This is a genomic window from Promicromonospora soli, from assembly GCF_014653785.1.
Classification (GTDB): Bacteria; Actinomycetota; Actinomycetes; order Actinomycetales; family Cellulomonadaceae; genus Promicromonospora; species Promicromonospora soli.
The window spans coordinates 118516-134667 of record NZ_BNAS01000008.1 but is presented as its reverse complement, the minus strand read 5'-3'; the positions used below and the strand labels follow the sequence as shown (position 1 = coordinate 134667).

Genomic DNA, 16152 nt, shown 5'->3' with positions numbered 1-16152 from the left:
CCCCGCGGCCCCAGGCCGTGGACGTCACCGGGCTGCCCGTCGTGCGACCCTCGTCCCCATGGCCCTGACCGCCGGCGCGCAGGTGGCGGTCGTGGCCAAGCGAGGCGCCCTGGCGGCAGCGGGCTCCGGTCTGCTGATCTCGATGGTCAGCTCTCCGGCGCAGGCCATGCCGAGCACCGACGTCGTCACCGCGAAGCTCGACAGCGCCGACCTGAACGCCCTGACCGCCCAGGCCAAGGAGTCGGTCTCCGCCGCGCCGATGGTGACCGTCGCCACCGATGCGGAGCTGAAGGTCGAGCGGTCGGCCGTCTCCGTCACCTCCGCCGAGGAGAACGACGAGTACCAGGCGCAGCTTGCCGCCGAGGCCGCTGACGAGGCAGCCGCGGAGGCGGCGGCGGCGATCGAGATCCCGGACTCCGCCGCGGGCTCCGCGGTCGTGTCGATCGCCATGCGGTACCTCGGTGTGCCGTATCTCTGGGCCGGCACCACCCCCGACGGTTTCGACTGCTCCGGGTTCACGTCCTACGTGTACGCGCAGGTCGGCATCGACCTGCCGCGCACGTCCTCGGAGCAGCGGTACGCCGGCACCGAGGTCTCGTGGGCCGACGCCCAGCCGGGCGACCTGATCTGGAGCCCCGGACACATCGCGATCTACGCGGGTGACGGCATGCAGATCGAGGCACCGGTCCCCGGGAAGACCGTCCGGTACACGGCAATCTGGCAGTCCAGCCCGACGTTCCTCCGTATCACCGGCTGACCGGCTAGGCAGGTGCCCGGGGCGGGCCAGGCCCCGCCCCGGGCACTTTCCGGTCCGGCCCGTCAGCGGCCCACGGCGGCCGTGAGCTTCTCGATGAAGGCCTGCTCGTCCGCGGAGACCGTGACCCGCTTGCTGAAGAAGCCGCCGTCCTTGGACCTGGTGGCCTTGGCGACCTGCGTGGCGATGCGGATCAGCCACTCGCCGTACGCGTCGACGTCCTTCTCGTCCGCCCGCCCTCGGAGCAGGGCGACCGAGGCCGCGGTCAGCTCGACCGCCCTGGCTGCCTCCCCCTCAGGGTCGGGAAGCACCGACCCGTCCGCCGCCGGCTCCGCGCCGTCCTCCGACCCCGGACCGCCGTCCTTCGCCGCCGAGGCCTCCCGGTCGCGCAGCGCCGCCGCCACTGACTGCACGAACGCGTTCTCGTGCACCTGGGCCTCCCGGAACACCTTGGCGCCGGACGCGAGCTCCCTGATGAACCGGATCGGCCCCGGTCTCCCGTCGGCGAGGGTGGCGCCCTTCAGCACTGCCCCCGGGGCGTCCAGGATCTGGGCAAGCTCGTCGTCGCTGAAGTCGGACAGATTCGTCATGCGCACGCTCTCTGTTGTGCCGGCGAGGAACGGGCACAACATACTGCGCGCACGGACCGGTGCGTGATCCGCCCCACGTGCCTTCTCGCAGGTGGCGCCTACCGCGGCACCGCCGCGGCGTAGCGGCCGGCCAGCTCCCGCGCCGCCTCGACGAGCTCGGGCGGGCCCACCACCTCGAACGGCACGTCGAAGGCGCCGAGCCGCCCGGCCAGCCCGCCCCAGGACCACGAGCCCAGCACCACGCGGCACCGGGGCACGCCGTCGACGTCCGGCAGCGGCTCGCACAGGCCCTGGCCACCGACCCACGGGGCGATGTCGGCGGCGCGCGCGTGGAGCACCACCTCGCCGCGCACGGGCGACGGCGATCCGCTGATCCGCGAGCCGACAAACCCGGCGACGGAGCCGCCGGGCACCTCCCGGCGGACGAACCGCGGGCCGGTGCCGGAACGGAGCGTCATCCGGTCCACCCGGAAGAGCCGCCAGTCGTCGCGGTCGAGGTCGAACGCGACGAGATACCAGCGCCCCTCCGACGTCACGAGGTGGTGCGGCTCGACCCTGCGCGGCGGCCGGAAGGCGTTGTCGCCCTCGCCCACGGGCGCCATGCTGCCGCCCTCGTAGTCGAACCGCACGACCTCGCGCGCCTGGCACGCCGAGCCGAGCGCCAGGAGCAGGTCGGGTTCCACGGCCGGCTCGTCACGCCCGGGCCGACGCCGCACGGTGGTCACCTCGAGCGCGTCCAGGCGCGCCCGGAGCCGGGCCGGCATGACCTGGCGGATGGTGGCCAGCGCCCGCAAGGCCCCCTCCTCCGCCCCCGGGATGGTGCCGGTACGCAGCGCGACGGCGACGGCCACCGCCTGCTCGTCGTCGAACAGCAGCGGCGGGAGGTCCGCGCCGGCGTCGAGGCGGTAGCCGCCGTCGGGCCCCTTGGTGGCATTGACGGGGTAGCCGAGCTCACGGAGCCGGTCGACGTCGCGCCGCACCGTGCGCGGGCTGACGCCGAGCCGGTCGGCGAGGAGCGCGCCGGGCCAGTCCCGGCGTGCCTGGAGCAGCGACAGCAGGGCGAGGAGGCGTCCGGAGGTTTCGAGCACGAAACCAGGATCGCATGCGGTAGAGGACAGGACCTGACCGCTACTGCCGGAAGGCTGGGGCAGGTAACCGAGACCGCAAGAAGGAGACACCGTGATCCGCACCCGAGCGCTCACCAAGGACTTCGTGGTGGGCCGTACCCAAACCGTCCACGCCGTGCGCGGCATCTCGCTCGACGTCGAGCCAGGCGAGCTCGTGGCCGTGCTCGGCCCCAACGGCGCCGGAAAGACCACGACGCTGCGCATGCTGACCACGCTCATCCCGCCGACGGCGGGCACCGCGGAGGTGGCGGGGTACGACGTCGTCGCGCACCCCGACCGGGTCCGCGCCGCCATCGGCTACGTGGGCCAGGGCGGCGCCGCCGGAGCGTCCCAGCTCGTCCGCGACGAGCTCGTCACCCAGGGCGAGATCTACGGCCTCGACCGGCGTCGGGCCCGGGACCGCGCGAACGAGCTGCTCGAGGCCCTCGACCTGACCGAGCAGGCCGACCGCAAGGTGGAGAGCCTGTCGGGCGGCCAGAAGCGCCGCCTCGACGTGGCCGTCGGCCTCGTCCACGAGCCGTCGCTGCTGTTCCTCGACGAGCCGTCGACCGGGCTGGACCCGCACAACCGCGCCAACCTCTGGGAGCACATCCTGCGGATGCGCACCGCGGCCGCCGAGCCCATGACCATCGTGCTGACCACGCACTACCTCGACGAGGCGGACACGTTCGCCGAGCGCGTCATCGTGGTGGACCACGGGCAGGTCATCGCCGACGACACCGCCGACGCTCTGAAGGCCGAGCTGGCGGGCGACCTCGTCACCCTCCGGGTGGCGCCCGAGCACGCGGCGGCGCTCGCCGCCGTCGCGGAACGCGCACCGGGCACCCGCTCGGTGCGCGTCGAGACATCCGGCGAGGCGGGCCGCGAGGCGAGCACCGTCGAGATCCGCACCGCGGACGGGCCCGGCGCGACGCCGGGGCTGCTCCGCGCGGCGGACGGCGCCGGGCTCCAGGTCAGCCGCGTGGACGTCGCACGGCCCACGCTCGACGACGTCTTCCTCGGCCTCACCGGCCGCAGCCTCCGGGAGACGGCAGTCGTCGACACGCCGGGGGTTGAGCCTCTCGAAACCGGCGAACACCCGACCGGCGAACACTCGACCAGCGAAGACACGACCAAGAAGGAGGTCCTGGCATGAGCGCCGCGACCCTTGCCCCCGGTACGACGCCGGCCCAGGCCGACAGGTCGCTCCCCCGTCGCAACTTCCTGCGGGACACCCGGATCGTGCTGGTCCGGGAGCTCCGGCCCGTGGTGCGCGACCCGTTCTCGCTCGTCTTCGGCCTGGTGCAGCCGCTCGTCTTCCTCGGCCTGTTCGGCCCGCTGCTCGCCGGATCCGCCGGTGAGACCCTCGGCGGCGACGTCTGGCTCTGGTTCGTGCCGGCCGTGCTGGCGATGACGACGCTCTTCGGCACGTCGGTGACGGGCTCCAACCTCCAGCTCGACCTCTCGTCGGGCGTGCACGAGCGGATGCTCGTCACCCCGCTCTCCCGCCCGGCGCAGCTCGTGGGCCGCGCGCTCAAGGAGATGGTGCCGATCGTCGCCCAGTCCGCGGTCGTGATCGTCGTGATGCTGCCGTTCGGCCTGCGCCCGGACCCGATCGGGGCGGTGCTCACGCTGCTGCAGCTGGCGGTTCTCGGCGTCGGCGTCGGCTCGCTGTCGTACGCGCTGGCGCTGGCCGTGCGCAAGCAGGAATGGATGTTCTGGGTGGTGCAGCAGACCGTCCTGTTCCCGGTCATGCTGCTGTCCGGCATGCTCCTGCCCCTGGAGACCGGCCCGGCGTGGATGCGCGCCGTGTCGTCGGTGAACCCGCTGCGCTACGTCGTCGACTCGGGCCGTGCCGCCTTCGCGGGCGACCTGCTCTCCTCGGCGGTCGCCTGGGGCTGGGTCGCGGCCGTGGCCACGGCGGTGCTCGGGCTCGCGGTGGGCGTGCGCGCGATGATCCGCTCGGCGGACTGACCGACGGGGCCGCACGGGAACAATGGGTGACTGTGAACGCCACCCAGGATCCCCGTGCGGCCCGGCTGCGCCGGGCCGTGCTGATCGTCGCGGCCCTCAACTTCGCCTACTTCTTCGTCGAGTTCTCGGTCGCGCTCGCCGCCGGGTCCGTCTCGCTCCTCGCCGACAGCGTCGACTTCCTCGAGGACACGGCCGTCAACGTGCTGATCCTCGTCGCCCTGAGCTGGCCGCTCGCCCGGCGGGCGGTGATGGGCAAGGCGATGGCCGTGATCATCCTGGGCCCGGCCGCGGTTGCCGCCTGGGAGGCGGTGCAGCGGTTCGCCGCGCCGACGGCGCCCGACGTCGTGCCGCTCGTCGTGGCCTCCCTCGGCGCGATCGCCGTCAACGGCACCAGCGCGTGGCTGCTGGCCCGGGCCCACCACGACGGCGGATCCCTCGGCCGCGCCGCCTTCCTCTCGGCCCGCAACGACGTGCTGGTGAACGTCGCCATCATCGCCATGGGCCTGGTCACGGCGTGGACCGGCTCCGGGTGGCCCGACCTGATCCTGGGCTGCGTGATCATCCTGCTGGCCCTGCACGCTGCGTACGAGGTGTGGGAGGTCAGCGAGGAGGAGCGGCTCGCGGCGAAGGCGCTGGCCGGCGAGGACGTCGGCTAAGCCTCTTCCCTCGTCGACCGTGACGATGCGACCCGCCAGGGTGCACGAGTCGCACCTCCCGAGCCCGCGCCGCCCGAACACCGAGTGGCTGGCCGGACACGGGCATCGCCGCCGGCGCCGACCACGTGGCAGTCGGCTCTCATTGCCCTTTCTTACGCGGCTGGCAGACGGACAGGCGTGTGTCGGTGGGCGCGGCTAGAATCGAACAAGCGTCCGCAGGAATGGCGTGAATGATTTGTCTTCTTGATCGATACCACTGAGTGAGGAGGCCGGCATGCGTGATGGAATGTCTGACGACGGTATGGCCGGCGCGCTCCCGAGTGGGCTTCTGGACGACCCTGCCCGAGATGGCCGGGTGGCGGTCGAGCGGGACGGGACGCTGGTGCGGTGGCTGCCCGATAACGTGCTGGCTCCGGGCGGGCCGTTCCAGGACTCGTCGTACGACAGCGCTTGGCTGGACGATGCGTGGTTCCGAAATGCGATGTGGGTCGAGGAGCCCGACCCGTCCGTAGGGCCGGATTCAGGGCCGGGCGTTGGGCTGGACCGGCCGCCGGCGGGAGTGCCGGTCGTGTTGTGGCCCGAGACGGTATTGCGGGAGGCACTGCGGGGTGTGCCGGGCGTGGGGCTGGCGCGGGTGGTCGCCGAGGCCATCGACCTGGACGGCAACCTGGACGACGCCCCGGGCGGCGGCCCGGACGACGGCGGCGGTGACTGTGCCGGTGATCGGGGTTCGGATGTGCTGGGCGACCTGTCGGACGACGCCCTGGGCGACCTGGTGGTCGCGGCCGGGCGCCTGCAGTCCTGGGCGACAGGGATGCAGGCCCTGGTGGTGGCCGAACGTGCCGCCCGGGAGACCCACCCGCTGGCGCACAACTCCCTGGTCGGGCAGGTCACCGGTGAGCTCGTGGTGACCGAGCCGGAGGCCACCGAGGTCGTGGTCCGGGCCGAGTCCGGCGCCCAGCACCCCACAGTGATCACTGCCCTGCTCGCGGGGCGGATCGACGCCCGCAAGGCGCACACCCTGCTGCGCTCCGCGACCCAGCTCACGATCGCCGAGCGGGCCGAGGCGATCGCCCGGTTCCTGCCGCAGGCGCCACACAGGACCTGGAAGTGGCTGCAGGCCCGGATGCTTGCGTTCGCCAAGAACCGGCACGGCGCCGCCGAGACCGCGCGGGCCGAAGCCCTGCGTCGCAGCGTGCAGCTGGACCGTGCGGAGAACGACATGGGCTGGCTCTCGGCCTACCTGCCCGCGACCGACGCCGCCGCGGTGTGGGGTGTGGTGGACGACATGGCGCACCAGCTACGGCACGTCACCGGTGAGGACCGCACCCTGGCCCAGCTGCGCGCCGACTCCCTGACCGGAATCATCACCGGCCGCCTGCTGCCCGCCGACCGGTTCACCCACCCCGACACCGACGCCGACACCCTGCCCGACGCGCCCGCCGAGACCGAAGCGGGCGCGCAGACCCAGGGGGACGAAGGCGCACGCGCCGAGGGTGCGGGGGGACCCGTGTGCAGCTGTGGTGGCCGGGCTCCCGTCCAGCGCGTTGTGGTGCAGGAAGTCGTGCAGGAGATCGTGCGGCCGGTGCGGGTCACGCCGACCCGGCCGGTCGTACGGGTCACCATCCCCGCCACCGCCCTGCTCGGGCTGGACCACGCGCCCGGGCACCTGGACGGGTTCGGCCCCATCCCCGCCGACACCGCACGCATGATCGCCCAGGACGCGACCTGGCAACGCCTGCTGACCGACCCGATCACCGGGATCCTGACCGACTACTCCACCACCACCTACCAACCCGGCAAAGTCCTGCGCGCCGCCGTCGAAGCCAGAGACCGGACCTGCACCTTCCTCTGGGGCTGCAACACCCCGGCGAGCCGGTGCGACCTGGACCACATCCAACCCTTCGACCACAACCGCAAGAACAAGGGCGAGGGCGACACCGGCGGGGACGGGCAGACGAACGCCCGGAATCTGCACGCGCTGTGCCGCAAGCATCACCTGCTCAAGACCCACGCCGGCTGGCGCCTCGTCCGCGACCCCGACACCGGGATCACCACCTGGACCACCCCCGCCGGCCGCACCCACACGCGGCAACCCACGGTGCTGGACACCCACGCCGAGATCGAGCAGATCGACCCCGAAACCAGCCACGACCTCACCCTCCGCGCCCTGACCGGACAACGCCTGCCGCGCCCCTACACCACCACCATCGAACCCGGCGCAGTCCCCACGAACCCAACCGACCCGCCCGGCTCGACCACGTCGGCCGATCCGGACGAACCACCATTCTGAGTGAGCTTCCCGATTGGAGCGGAACCATCCCCGCTTGCAGGACGATGGTTCACCGACCACGCCCTGAACTGACCTCGCCCGCACCGGCCACGCCCAGGTGCTCCGAGAAGAAGCCGAGCGTCCGCTCCCAGGCGTCGGCCGACGCCTCCGGGTCGTGCGTCATGCCCGCGATCCGGATCAGCATCCCGAGCGGCCCCGTGTACTGGGCCAGGAACGAGTGCGTCGCCTCGGGATACACCTTCAGGTCCACCGGGACGCCCGAACGCTCCAGGCCGGCCCGGAGCTTGTCCACCTCGGCCTCGTCGACCACCTTGTCCCGCGCGCCGAAGCTCGCCACGACCGGGCAGGGCGCCGACAGCATCCGGTCGAGCACCTCCGGCTCCTGCCTGCCCTCGGGAAGGATGCCGTACTGCACAGCAGCGGCGTCGAACATGCCGCGGCCCGCCGCAACCAGGGCGAACCTGCCGCCGAGGCAGAACCCCATGATCCCCACCTTGCCGGTGCAGTCGGGCCGGGCCGCGAGCGCCGCGCGCTCGGCCTCGAGCCGGTCGTAGGCCGGGCCCTGGTCGGCGACGAGGCTGCGGAAGGTCTGGCGCAGGCAGCGCCCGCCCTGGTACATCGACGGCGCGTGCACGAGGTAGCCCTGGGCGGCGAGGTGGTCGCAGACGCGACGCAGCTCGGCGGTCATCCCGTACGCGTCGTGCACGACGACGACGCCGGGGAACGGCCCGTCCCCTTCGGGGACCGAGGTGTGACCGGGGTGCACTGGTACCTCCTGCGCGTCGGAGTAGGGACCGGCCGGGCACGGGCCCGGACACCGTCGTCCGGACCGTAACACGACGATGTGCATGATGCACATCCTCGCTGGGGTCGCCCGACGGGCGACATGATGGGCACCATGTTCACCAGCTCAGACGGCGCGATGGACCTGCGTGTCGCCGCGTACGCCGTCATCACCGACCACCAGCGCCGCATGCTCCTGCCCCACTGGAGCGAGGCCGCGCACAGCGGCTGGACCATGCCCGGCGGCGGGATCGACCCGGGCGAGGACCCGGCCGACGCCGCCATTCGTGAGGTCTTCGAGGAGACCGGCTACCACGTGGAGCTGGACGGTTTGCTCGGCGTCGACAGCTTCGTCATTCCCGGCGCGGAACGGGTCTACCCGACGGACCGCCCGGTGCACGCCCTGCGGATCGTGTACCGGGCGCACATCACGGGCGGTGAGCTGCGCGTCGAGGAGGACGGCTCCACCGACGGCGTCGCCTGGCACACCCAGGAGGAGGTCGACGCGCTCGACCGGGTCGACCTGGTCGACCTGTCCCGCCGCTGGGCGGGCCTCGTCGAGTAGCGGGTGTCAGGGGCGCGCGGACGGCGGGAAGCCGGTCCAGCGCAGGTCCTGCGGCAGGTGGCCCATGTCGTTGAACAGCACGACCGTCGGCGGCAGGTAGCGCAACCGAGCTCGGTGGCCGCCGGGAGGTCTACTCCGCGCGCTGGATCCCCAGGGTGGAGATCAGGTCCTCGTGCAGCTCCATCCATACGACGTGGCACGATCCGATGCCGGTACCGGCCACCCACTCCCCCTGCCCGGACTTCGCCCGGCCGAGCGCCACGGAGAACCGGTTGTCGTACCCCTCGAACCGCGTCAGCACCGCGGCGAGCGGGGCGACCAGCGGCCCCAGCTCGTCGTCGACCGCTCCGAGCTCGGCAAGCACCCGCGCGTCCCACTCCCGGTCGGTGTGGGTGTTCGGGACCAGCCGGTCGTCCTCCTCGGGCCGCAGCTGCCAGTCGGTGCACGCCTGCAGCAGGCGACCGTTCAACGGCCGGAAGGCCTTGTGGGCCTGCTCGACGACGGGCCGGGCGTTCGCCTCGGCCAGCTCCTCGGCCAGGCGGCGGTCGTCCTCGGCGCGGCCGCGCTCCGTCACCGACCAGCCCTCCGTGCCCACGAACACGGAATGGGTGACCCAGCCGTAGGCCTCGTCGTCGAGCAGCGTCTCGCGGGTCTCCGCCCGGTCGAGGTCGAACCGCGCGGCGACGGCGTCGTCGTCGGCCATGCCCTGGATCCTTACCGAGTGGAGCACGAGCAGCTCGGGCTGAGAGGATCGGCCGAGCACCGGAGTATGCGTCATATTTTGCACCGTGCATCCTCCGATGGCCGGTGTCAACGCGGGTAGGTACGCCCAGGGAGGAAGCAATGTCGGACAGCTCCGCAGTCGCAGACCTGGCCGGGACGCCCGGCAGCCTGGGCCGGGCCTCCGGGCCGGCGCGGGTGGTGCACGGCCCGGACGACTTCGCCCGGGTGCTGCCCGGCGACGTGCTCGTCTGCCGTTTCACCGAGCCGGCGTGGACCGCGCTGTTCGGCGTCGTGGCCGCCGTGGTCACCGAGACGGGCGGCGTCCTCTCGCACGCCGCGATAGTGGCCCGCGAGTACGGCATCCCCGCGGTGCTGGCGGTTTCCGGCGCCATGACGACGCTGCGGGACGGCGAGACCGTCACCGTCGACGGGGGCGCCGGGCGGGTCGCCGCCTGACGCGGCCAGGCACTCGATCCGGGCACCGTCCAGGGGCAGCACTACCCATGGGCACCACATGCGCGCCGTGCAAGCCTTCCAGCGTCAGACCAAGAGTCAGACCTCAGGATGGAGAGCACACATGTCGGTCTTCTCCCCGTTCCGCAGAAGAACCACGAAGCACTGGGCGCTCGCGGCCATGGCCGCACTCGCCCTGGTCGCCCCACCGGCGGCCTCTGCCTCGGCCGACGACGTCGGCGTGCTGGCGATCACGCACAAGTCGCCGTTCAGCTGCAACAAGACGTTCTACGCCAACAACTGGAGCCCGGGGCACAACCCCTCCGGCTCCATCGACTGGCAGTCCTACGGCACCGACGCCATCAACGGCGAGACGGTCCGCGCCACCGCTGGTGGCACAGCGACCTTCGCCGACGAGGGCAGCGACAGCTACGGGCAGTGGGTGCAGATCGTGCACAGCGACGGCACGCGCACGCGCTACGCCCACCTCGCCACGATGGTGCGGGCGCCCGGCCAGACCATGTCGGTCAGCCAGGGCACGGTCATCGGCACCGTCGGCTCCACCGGCGGCTCCGAGGCGCCGCACCTGCACTACGAACAGCGCGGCTCGTCCGGCGTCGTCGACACCAGCCCGACCGTCGAGGGCGTGACCGTCTCGATCGGCCAGAAGAAGGCCATCACGAGCACCAACGGCTGCGGCGGCTCGAGCAACCCGTACACGCCGACGGAGGTCTGCGGCACCGGCTTCTCCGTGGTCGACGAGGCCGCGCTCGGCACCGTCGGGCGGACCTATCTGCTGTACAACTCCGGCACCGGCTACAACTGCGTGGTGACCCTGAAGTCCACCAGCCTGGGCACTCCGAGCGCGGTCTCGGCCTTCCTGGAGCCCGAGGACGCGTCACGCACCACCGACTCCGGCAGCTACTCGTACTACGCGGGCCCGGTCAAGCGATCCGCGCCCGGCACCTGCGTCAAGTGGGGTGGCTCGGTGGGCAGCACCAGCTACACCAGCCCGTTCGAGCACTGCGGCTGACGCCCACGCCGAACACTGACGCTGGACGCTGAATGCCCCGGGGGACGAACCCACCGCCACCTCTGGGGCGTTCGGCCTTGACCGCGCGGCAAAGTAGAGGATTTACTACACTCGTTGGATGGAGGAGTGGGAAATCCGAGTCACCGACCAGTTCCTCGCGTGGCTCGACACGGTCGATCACAAGTCGCAGGCGCTGGTTTCGGAGGCGATCGACAGGCTGGCGGACGCCGGACCGCAGCTCGGCAGGCCTTTGGTCGACCGACTTGAGGGTTCACAGGTCCACAACATGAAGGAGCTGCGCCCGGCGCCCACCGGACGAAGCGAGGTTCGGGTGTTGTTCGTGTTCGATCCTTGGCGGTCGGCGATCCTGCTCATCGGCGGCGACAAGTCGGGAAGCTGGACCGCCTGGTTCCGCACAGCGATCCCCGAAGCCGAGCGGCTCTACGTGGACTACATCAAGGAGCGCGAAGAGGAGGAAGGCAGGCCATGACGACGTCCCGGAAGTGGAGCGATGTGCGACCCGAGATCGCCGAGCGCCTCGGCGACGAGGCACTCGCAGAGGCGCACGAGCGAACCCAGGCTTACATCGACGGGTATCGGCTCGCGGAGCGCCGCAAGGAGCTCGGGATGACACAGCTCGAGCTGGCAGAGCGGATGGGAATCACCAAGAGCCGCGTATCGCAGATCGAGCGTGGGGAGGTCTCGACATTCTCTGCGGTCGCTCGCTATGTCGAGGCGCTCGGCGGGACGATTCAGATCACCGCCGTCTTCGGAGACAACATGTACCTCCTGCGTGGAACCCACGCGGCCTGAGCGTCAGGGTCGCGCCGGCGGCTGGATCAGGTCCCACGGCATGCCGTACAGGTCCTCGAAGACCGCTACCGTCCCGTACACCTCGTGCCGCGGCTCCTCGCGGAACCGCACGCCCGCAGCCACCATTCGCGCGTGCTGTGCGGCGAAGTCGTCGGTCTCGAGGAAGAACGCGACGGACCCGCCGGCCTGGTTGCCGACGGCGTCCGCGGCGTCGGTCAGCGCGAGCACGAGGCCGGTGCCGCCGTCCGCGGGGCCGACGACGACCCGGCGCCGGCCGGACGCGTTGGTCTCGTCCTCCCGCAGGGCGAACCCGAGGGCATCGACGAAGAAGCCGATCGCCTCGTCGTGGTCGCGGACGAGGTAGGTGGCATCGGAGAGTCGCAGCACCCCGCGATCCTAGGCGGTACCGGTTCAGCCGGTGCGCACGGCCCCGACGACGACCGACGCCAGCCGGCGGAACTCCGCGCGGTCCTTGACGGGGAGCGCCTCGAGCAGCTCGTCGAGCGCGCTCGCGACACCGGTCTCGAAGGCGACCACCGCCTTGCCGCCGTCGTCGGTCAGCGTCACCTGGATGGCGCGGCGGTCACCCGACACCGGCAAGCGCTCCACGAGCCCACGCCGCTCGGCCCGGTCGACGAGCCCCGTGAGGGCCGCCTTCTCGATCCCGAGGAACTGCGCCAGGTCGGCCATCCGCTGGGGCCGCTCGGCGAGGCCGCAGAGCAGCCGGCCCTGCATCGGCGTGAGCTCGCGCTCCTCGGCGACGCGCCCGACGGTGCTCGTCAGCACGATGGCGAGCTCCATGAGCTCGGGCAGCCCGACGACATCGTGCGGAGCACAGCCCAGCACACCGGAACTCGTCTTGTCGGGCCTCACCCAGCAAAGGTACACAACCAAGATTATTTCCGCCATGTATAGTTCATGGCACGAACGATCGTCGAGCGGAAGGCACCCCATGAGCTTCACCCATCCCACCGGCACCCGGGGCGCCAAGCAGCCCGGCCGCATGTTTCGCTTGATGAACCGGCTGATCATGGGCCGCGCCCGGCGCACGGACAGCAGGACCATGGGGATGAACCTCCTGGTCCTGACCACGGTCGGACGCAAGAGCGGGCAGCCCCGCGCGACCCCGCTCGCCTGGTTCCCCGGCCCGGACGGCAGCTGGCTGGTCGTCGCCTCCGCCGGGGGCGCACCCGCCAACCCGGCCTGGTACCTCAATCTGGCCGCGAACCCGGACCAGGTGACCGTCGAGCAGGCAGGGCGCAAGGTCGCCGTGACCGCCGAGGAGCTGCACGGCGCCGAGCGCGAACAGGCCTGGAAGCGGATCACCACCGAGGCCGATCAGTTCCGCAAGTACGAGGAGACGACCGACCGGGAGCTGCCCGTCATCCGGCTGACGCCGCGGTGACGCCCGGTAGGTAATGTCGTGCGCATGACGCACGCCGCCGCCACATCCCCGGTCACCACAGCCCTCCAGACCGCGGACTGGCGGCGGCGCGTCTTCGCGCTGTACGCCGGCGTCCGCGCCCGCGCGGCGGAGGACCCCGCCACCGCGCACGCCTACTGGGTGGCCGTCCGGGACGAGCTCTTCGCGACCCACCCGGCGTCACCGATCCTGCCCGAGGACAAGCCCGGATTCACCGGCCTGTCCGTCACCCCGTACGACCCGGCCTGGCGTCTGACCGCCCAGGTCGTGCCCGCCGAGCCCGGGCCCGACGGCGCACCACGCCGCCTCGACGTCCCCACCGGTACCGACGGCGTCGTGCCGTTCGAGCTGCTCGGGTCAGTCGCCCTGGACGGGCTGGGTTCGCTCGACGTCTGGCGCCTCGCCTCGTACGGCGGCGGCCTGTTCGTGCCGATCAAGGACAGCCTCGCCGGCGCCCCAGGCGGCACCTACGGCGGCGGGCGCTACCTCCTGGACACGATCAAGGGCGCCTGGCTCGGGCACGACGGCGGGACCGACGGCAGCTCGCACGGCGGGTACGACGACGGACTGGGCGACCTGGTGCTCGACCTCAACTTCGCCTACAACCCGTCCTGCGCCTACGACCCGGCGTGGACGTGCCCCCTCGCGCAGCCGGGCAACACGCTGGAATTCCCGGTCCCGGTGGGCGAGCGCACGCCGGGTGAGTACCGTTAGCGCCCGATGAACACCATCGACAGCACACCTCCCCCGGCCGGCGCACCGTCGTCGGCGTACGGCGTCCACTCCGAGGTCGGCCGACTGCGCAAGGTGCTGGTCTGCGCACCCGGCCTGGCACACCAGCGCCTCACCCCGTCCAACTCGGCCGACCTGCTGTTCGACGACGTCCTCTGGGTGGAGCGCGCCCAGCAGGACCATGCCGAGTTCGTGGCCGAGCTGCGCAGCCGCGACGTCGACGTCGTCGAGCTGCACGCGCTGCTCGCGGAGACGCTCCGCGTGCCGGGCGCGCGCGACTGGCTCCTCGACCGCAAGATCGTGCCGGAGATCGTGGGCAACGGCCTGGTCGAGGCTACGCGCGAGTACCTCGAGTCCCTGCCGGAGCACGAGCTGGCCCGGTACCTGATCGGTGGCCTCGCCGTCGCGGACGTGCCCGAGCTGCCGCCGGGCTTCCGCGCGCTGGCCGACGTCAGCCCGGACGCGCGCGAGTTCCTCATGCCGCCGCTGCCGAACACGCTCTTCACGCGTGACACCACCTGCTGGATCTACGGCGGCCTCACCCTGAACCCGCTGTACTGGCAGGCGCGCCGCGACGAGACCCTGCTGATGAAGGCGGTGTACACGTTCCACCCCGACTTCGTGGGCAGCCGCGTGTGGTGGGGCGACCCCGAGAGCGGCCACGGCGAGGCCACCTTCGAGGGCGGCGACATCATGCCGATCGGCAACGGCACCGTCCTGATGGGCATGAGCGAGCGCACCTCCCGCCAGGCGATCACGCAGGTCGCGACCTCCCTGTTCCAGGAGGGCGCGGCCGAGCAGATCGTCGTGGCCGGCATGCCGCGGCTGCGCGCGGCCATGCACCTGGACACGATCATGACGTTCGTCGACGTCGACACCGTCACCGTGTACCCGCGCATCGTGGACCGCGTGCACCCGTTCGTCCTGCGCCCCGACTCGGGCCCGATCGGCGTGTCAGTGACCGACGCCAGCGGGTCGTCCTTCCTCGACGTCGTCGGGCAGGTGTCCGGGCTGGGCGAGCTGCGGGTCATCGAGACCGGCGGCGACGTCTTCGAGTCCGAGCGCCAGCAGTGGGACAGCGGCAACAACTCCGTAGCCGTCGAGCCCGGCGTGGTGTTCACCTACGACCGCAACACCACCACGAACGACCTGCTGCGCAAGGCAGGCGTCGAGGTGATCGAGATCGCGGGCGGCGAGCTCGGCCGCGGCCGAGGTGGCGGCCACTGCATGACGTGCCCGATCATCCGGGAGCCCGTCAGCTGGTGACCCGCGACACGCCGTGGGGCCGCGCCACGCCGGGCACTTGATGCATCCTTGGGTTGCAGTTCCGAAAAAGCCATAGACGGTACCAAGTCCTCGTTGTACCTTTCTTCACACACGGACTCGCGCCGTGTCGGCAGGTTGTGTGCCATTGACTACCTGCCGAACGCCGATAACAGCGAAAATCACCAGCCAGATCGAACGAGACGGGAAAGGACGAGATCCACGATGGTTCGCACCAACATTGCGCCCCAGGCCTTCGGCCTGTGCAAGGTCAGTGCTGCCACCGCATCGTCCTACCCCACTACCGCGCAGCACCTGTGGGACGGCCGTGAGGCCATACGGGGCGCCATACGCCACTGATCCGGTTCTGCCGGACCAGTGAACGTGAGCCGCCTCGGGAGATGTGTTCCCGGGCGGCTCTTGTCGTCCCGGGGCCGAACAGCACCACCTGAACGACCAGCGACAACCGAGAACGACAAGCTCACCGGAAGGAGCAGGCCCGTGGCCGACGTCCTAGTCCTCAATGCCGGCTACGAGCCGCTGCACCGGGTATCGGTCCGGCATGCCATCCACATGCTCGTGCGCGAGGTCGCGGTCGTGGAGGAGGCGGTCGACGGCCGCTCCTTCGGGCCGTTCCCCTTACCGCGCGTGCTGCGGCTGGTCCGGTACGTCACGATGCGGTGGCTCTACAAGACGGGCGGGGCGCCCGCGTGCACCAAGCAGGGCGTCAAGCGGCGCGACGGCCTGTGCGGGTACTGCGGCGGCCCGGCCGAGACCGTGGACCACATCCTGCCGCGGTCACGCGGGGGGCCCTCGACGTGGATGAACCTCGTGGCCGCCTGCTACGCGTGCAACTCGCACAAGGCGGACCGCACGCCGGCCGAGGCCGGCATGGTGCTCTACGTGACGCCACACGTCCCGCGCACGGAGTACGCGCGCGCCATCCGGCACCGGGCGGCCCGCGCGGCATAGCCCGGGCACGGTGAGCCCC

At 71.7% G+C, this 16152-nt stretch carries 20 protein-coding genes; 14 read left to right on the top strand and 6 right to left on the bottom strand.

Annotation, left to right across the window (positions count from 1 at the left end):
- The first annotated feature begins 58 nt into the window (after positions 1-58).
- The gene (locus IE250_RS21750) at positions 59-757 is read left to right on the top strand and encodes a C40 family peptidase (protein WP_229872684.1); all 699 of its coding nucleotides are present in this window, start codon (positions 59-61) and stop codon (positions 755-757) included.
- Between the two features lie 62 nt (positions 758-819).
- Here the strand turns inward: IE250_RS21750 and IE250_RS21745 are convergent, their stop codons facing one another.
- Together IE250_RS21745 and IE250_RS21740 are read right to left on the bottom strand one after the other, a co-directional pair.
- Positions 820-1344, bottom strand: coding sequence for a hypothetical protein (locus tag IE250_RS21745; protein ID WP_189671396.1), 525 nt, complete (start codon positions 1342-1344; stop codon positions 820-822).
- Positions 1345-1442: 98 nt separating this feature from the next.
- Positions 1443-2432, bottom strand: a complete 990-nt coding sequence (locus IE250_RS21740; RefSeq protein WP_189671395.1) for a helix-turn-helix transcriptional regulator — start codon at positions 2430-2432, stop codon at positions 1443-1445.
- Between the two features lie 91 nt (positions 2433-2523).
- On the opposite strand from IE250_RS21740, the gene IE250_RS21735 reads away from it, so the two are divergent.
- The 4 genes from IE250_RS21735 to IE250_RS21720 all read left to right on the top strand — a co-directional run bounded on the left by IE250_RS21735 (position 2524) and on the right by IE250_RS21720 (position 7373).
- Positions 2524-3606, top strand: a complete 1083-nt coding sequence (locus IE250_RS21735) for an ATP-binding cassette domain-containing protein (protein ID WP_229872683.1) — start codon at positions 2524-2526, stop codon at positions 3604-3606.
- Positions 3603-4424: an ABC transporter permease gene (locus tag IE250_RS21730; RefSeq protein ID WP_189671394.1), complete on the top strand. Its 822-nt coding sequence runs from the start codon at positions 3603-3605 to the stop codon at positions 4422-4424. Before IE250_RS21735 ends, IE250_RS21730 begins: the two co-directional genes overlap by 4 nt.
- A 26-nt stretch (positions 4425-4450) precedes the next feature.
- Positions 4451-5080 (top strand): cation efflux transmembrane domain-containing protein, encoded by a 630-nt coding sequence (locus tag IE250_RS21725; protein ID WP_229872682.1) that lies wholly within the window; start codon positions 4451-4453, stop codon positions 5078-5080.
- Between the two features lie 274 nt (positions 5081-5354).
- Positions 5355-7373 carry an HNH endonuclease signature motif containing protein gene (locus IE250_RS21720; RefSeq protein WP_229872681.1) on the top strand — a complete coding sequence of 673 codons (2019 nt, stop codon included), beginning with the start codon at positions 5355-5357 and terminating at the stop codon, positions 7371-7373.
- Between the two features lie 49 nt (positions 7374-7422).
- Here IE250_RS21720 and IE250_RS21715 read toward each other — a convergent pair whose 3' ends face one another.
- Positions 7423-8139 carry a dienelactone hydrolase family protein gene (locus tag IE250_RS21715; RefSeq protein ID WP_229872680.1) on the bottom strand — a complete coding sequence of 239 codons (717 nt, stop codon included), beginning with the start codon at positions 8137-8139 and terminating at the stop codon, positions 7423-7425.
- A 156-nt stretch (positions 8140-8295) separates the two neighbouring features.
- Between IE250_RS21715 and IE250_RS21710 the strand changes: the two genes are divergently transcribed.
- Positions 8296-8721, top strand: a complete 426-nt coding sequence (locus tag IE250_RS21710) for an NUDIX hydrolase (RefSeq protein WP_189671453.1) — start codon at positions 8296-8298, stop codon at positions 8719-8721.
- 130 nt (positions 8722-8851) lie between these two features.
- On the opposite strand, the gene IE250_RS21700 is transcribed toward IE250_RS21710, so the two are convergent.
- Entirely contained in the window at positions 8852-9499 is a 648-nt protein-coding gene (locus tag IE250_RS21700) for a transcriptional regulator (RefSeq protein WP_189671392.1), read from the bottom strand.
- 65 nt (positions 9500-9564) lie between these two features.
- On the opposite strand from IE250_RS21700, the gene IE250_RS21695 reads away from it, so the two are divergent.
- The 4 genes from IE250_RS21695 (at position 9565) to IE250_RS21680 (ending at position 11743) form a co-directional block, all read left to right on the top strand.
- A complete protein-coding gene (locus IE250_RS21695) occupies positions 9565-9900 on the top strand; it encodes a PEP-utilizing enzyme (RefSeq protein WP_189671391.1) in 336 nt (111 codons plus the stop codon).
- A gap of 121 nt (positions 9901-10021) precedes the next feature.
- Entirely contained in the window at positions 10022-10930 is a 909-nt protein-coding gene (locus IE250_RS21690) for a M23 family metallopeptidase (protein ID WP_189671390.1), read from the top strand.
- A 118-nt stretch (positions 10931-11048) separates the two neighbouring features.
- On the top strand, positions 11049-11420 hold the full coding sequence (locus IE250_RS21685) for a type II toxin-antitoxin system RelE/ParE family toxin (protein ID WP_189671389.1): 372 nt from the start codon (positions 11049-11051) through the stop codon (positions 11418-11420).
- Entirely contained in the window at positions 11417-11743 is a 327-nt protein-coding gene (locus tag IE250_RS21680) for a helix-turn-helix domain-containing protein (RefSeq protein ID WP_189671388.1), read from the top strand. The genes IE250_RS21685 and IE250_RS21680 overlap by 4 nt, the downstream gene beginning before the upstream one ends.
- 3 nt (positions 11744-11746) lie before the next feature.
- On the opposite strand, the gene IE250_RS21675 is transcribed toward IE250_RS21680, so the two are convergent.
- Both IE250_RS21675 and IE250_RS21670 read right to left on the bottom strand, forming a co-directional pair.
- Positions 11747-12130 carry a VOC family protein gene (locus tag IE250_RS21675; RefSeq protein ID WP_189671387.1) on the bottom strand — a complete coding sequence of 128 codons (384 nt, stop codon included), beginning with the start codon at positions 12128-12130 and terminating at the stop codon, positions 11747-11749.
- Between the two features lie 24 nt (positions 12131-12154).
- A complete protein-coding gene (locus IE250_RS21670) occupies positions 12155-12616 on the bottom strand; it encodes a MarR family winged helix-turn-helix transcriptional regulator (RefSeq protein ID WP_229872679.1) in 462 nt (153 codons plus the stop codon).
- Between the two features lie 79 nt (positions 12617-12695).
- On the opposite strand from IE250_RS21670, the gene IE250_RS21665 reads away from it, so the two are divergent.
- The 4 genes from IE250_RS21665 to IE250_RS21650 all read left to right on the top strand — a co-directional run bounded on the left by IE250_RS21665 (position 12696) and on the right by IE250_RS21650 (position 16133).
- Positions 12696-13148, top strand: a complete 453-nt coding sequence (locus IE250_RS21665; RefSeq protein WP_189671386.1) for a nitroreductase/quinone reductase family protein — start codon at positions 12696-12698, stop codon at positions 13146-13148.
- A 24-nt stretch (positions 13149-13172) separates the two neighbouring features.
- Positions 13173-13880: a DUF1684 domain-containing protein gene (locus IE250_RS21660; RefSeq protein ID WP_189671385.1), complete on the top strand. Its 708-nt coding sequence runs from the start codon at positions 13173-13175 to the stop codon at positions 13878-13880.
- A 6-nt stretch (positions 13881-13886) separates the two neighbouring features.
- The gene (locus IE250_RS21655) at positions 13887-15164 is read left to right on the top strand and encodes an arginine deiminase (RefSeq protein ID WP_189671384.1); all 1278 of its coding nucleotides are present in this window, start codon (positions 13887-13889) and stop codon (positions 15162-15164) included.
- 498 nt (positions 15165-15662) lie between these two features.
- On the top strand, positions 15663-16133 hold the full coding sequence (locus IE250_RS21650) for an HNH endonuclease (RefSeq protein ID WP_189671383.1): 471 nt from the start codon (positions 15663-15665) through the stop codon (positions 16131-16133).
- Positions 16134-16152: the final 19 nt, after the last annotated feature.

Coding starts and splice junctions, on each gene's coding strand:
- IE250_RS21750 (WP_229872684.1), top strand. CDS start 59: ATGGCCCTGACCGCCGGCGCGCAGGTGGCGGTCGTGGCCAAGCGAGGC.
- IE250_RS21745 (WP_189671396.1), bottom strand. CDS start 1,344: ATGACGAATCTGTCCGACTTCAGCGACGACGAGCTTGCCCAGATCCTG.
- IE250_RS21730 (WP_189671394.1), top strand. CDS start 3,603: ATGAGCGCCGCGACCCTTGCCCCCGGTACGACGCCGGCCCAGGCCGAC.
- IE250_RS21720 (WP_229872681.1), top strand. CDS start 5,355: ATGCGTGATGGAATGTCTGACGACGGTATGGCCGGCGCGCTCCCGAGT.
- IE250_RS21710 (WP_189671453.1), top strand. CDS start 8,296: ATGGACCTGCGTGTCGCCGCGTACGCCGTCATCACCGACCACCAGCGC.
- IE250_RS21700 (WP_189671392.1), bottom strand. CDS start 9,499: ATGACGCATACTCCGGTGCTCGGCCGATCCTCTCAGCCCGAGCTGCTC.
- IE250_RS21695 (WP_189671391.1), top strand. CDS start 9,565: ATGTCGGACAGCTCCGCAGTCGCAGACCTGGCCGGGACGCCCGGCAGC.
- IE250_RS21690 (WP_189671390.1), top strand. CDS start 10,022: ATGTCGGTCTTCTCCCCGTTCCGCAGAAGAACCACGAAGCACTGGGCG.
- IE250_RS21685 (WP_189671389.1), top strand. CDS start 11,049: ATGGAGGAGTGGGAAATCCGAGTCACCGACCAGTTCCTCGCGTGGCTC.
- IE250_RS21680 (WP_189671388.1), top strand. CDS start 11,417: ATGACGACGTCCCGGAAGTGGAGCGATGTGCGACCCGAGATCGCCGAG.
- IE250_RS21665 (WP_189671386.1), top strand. CDS start 12,696: ATGAGCTTCACCCATCCCACCGGCACCCGGGGCGCCAAGCAGCCCGGC.
- IE250_RS21660 (WP_189671385.1), top strand. CDS start 13,173: ATGACGCACGCCGCCGCCACATCCCCGGTCACCACAGCCCTCCAGACC.
- IE250_RS21655 (WP_189671384.1), top strand. CDS start 13,887: ATGAACACCATCGACAGCACACCTCCCCCGGCCGGCGCACCGTCGTCG.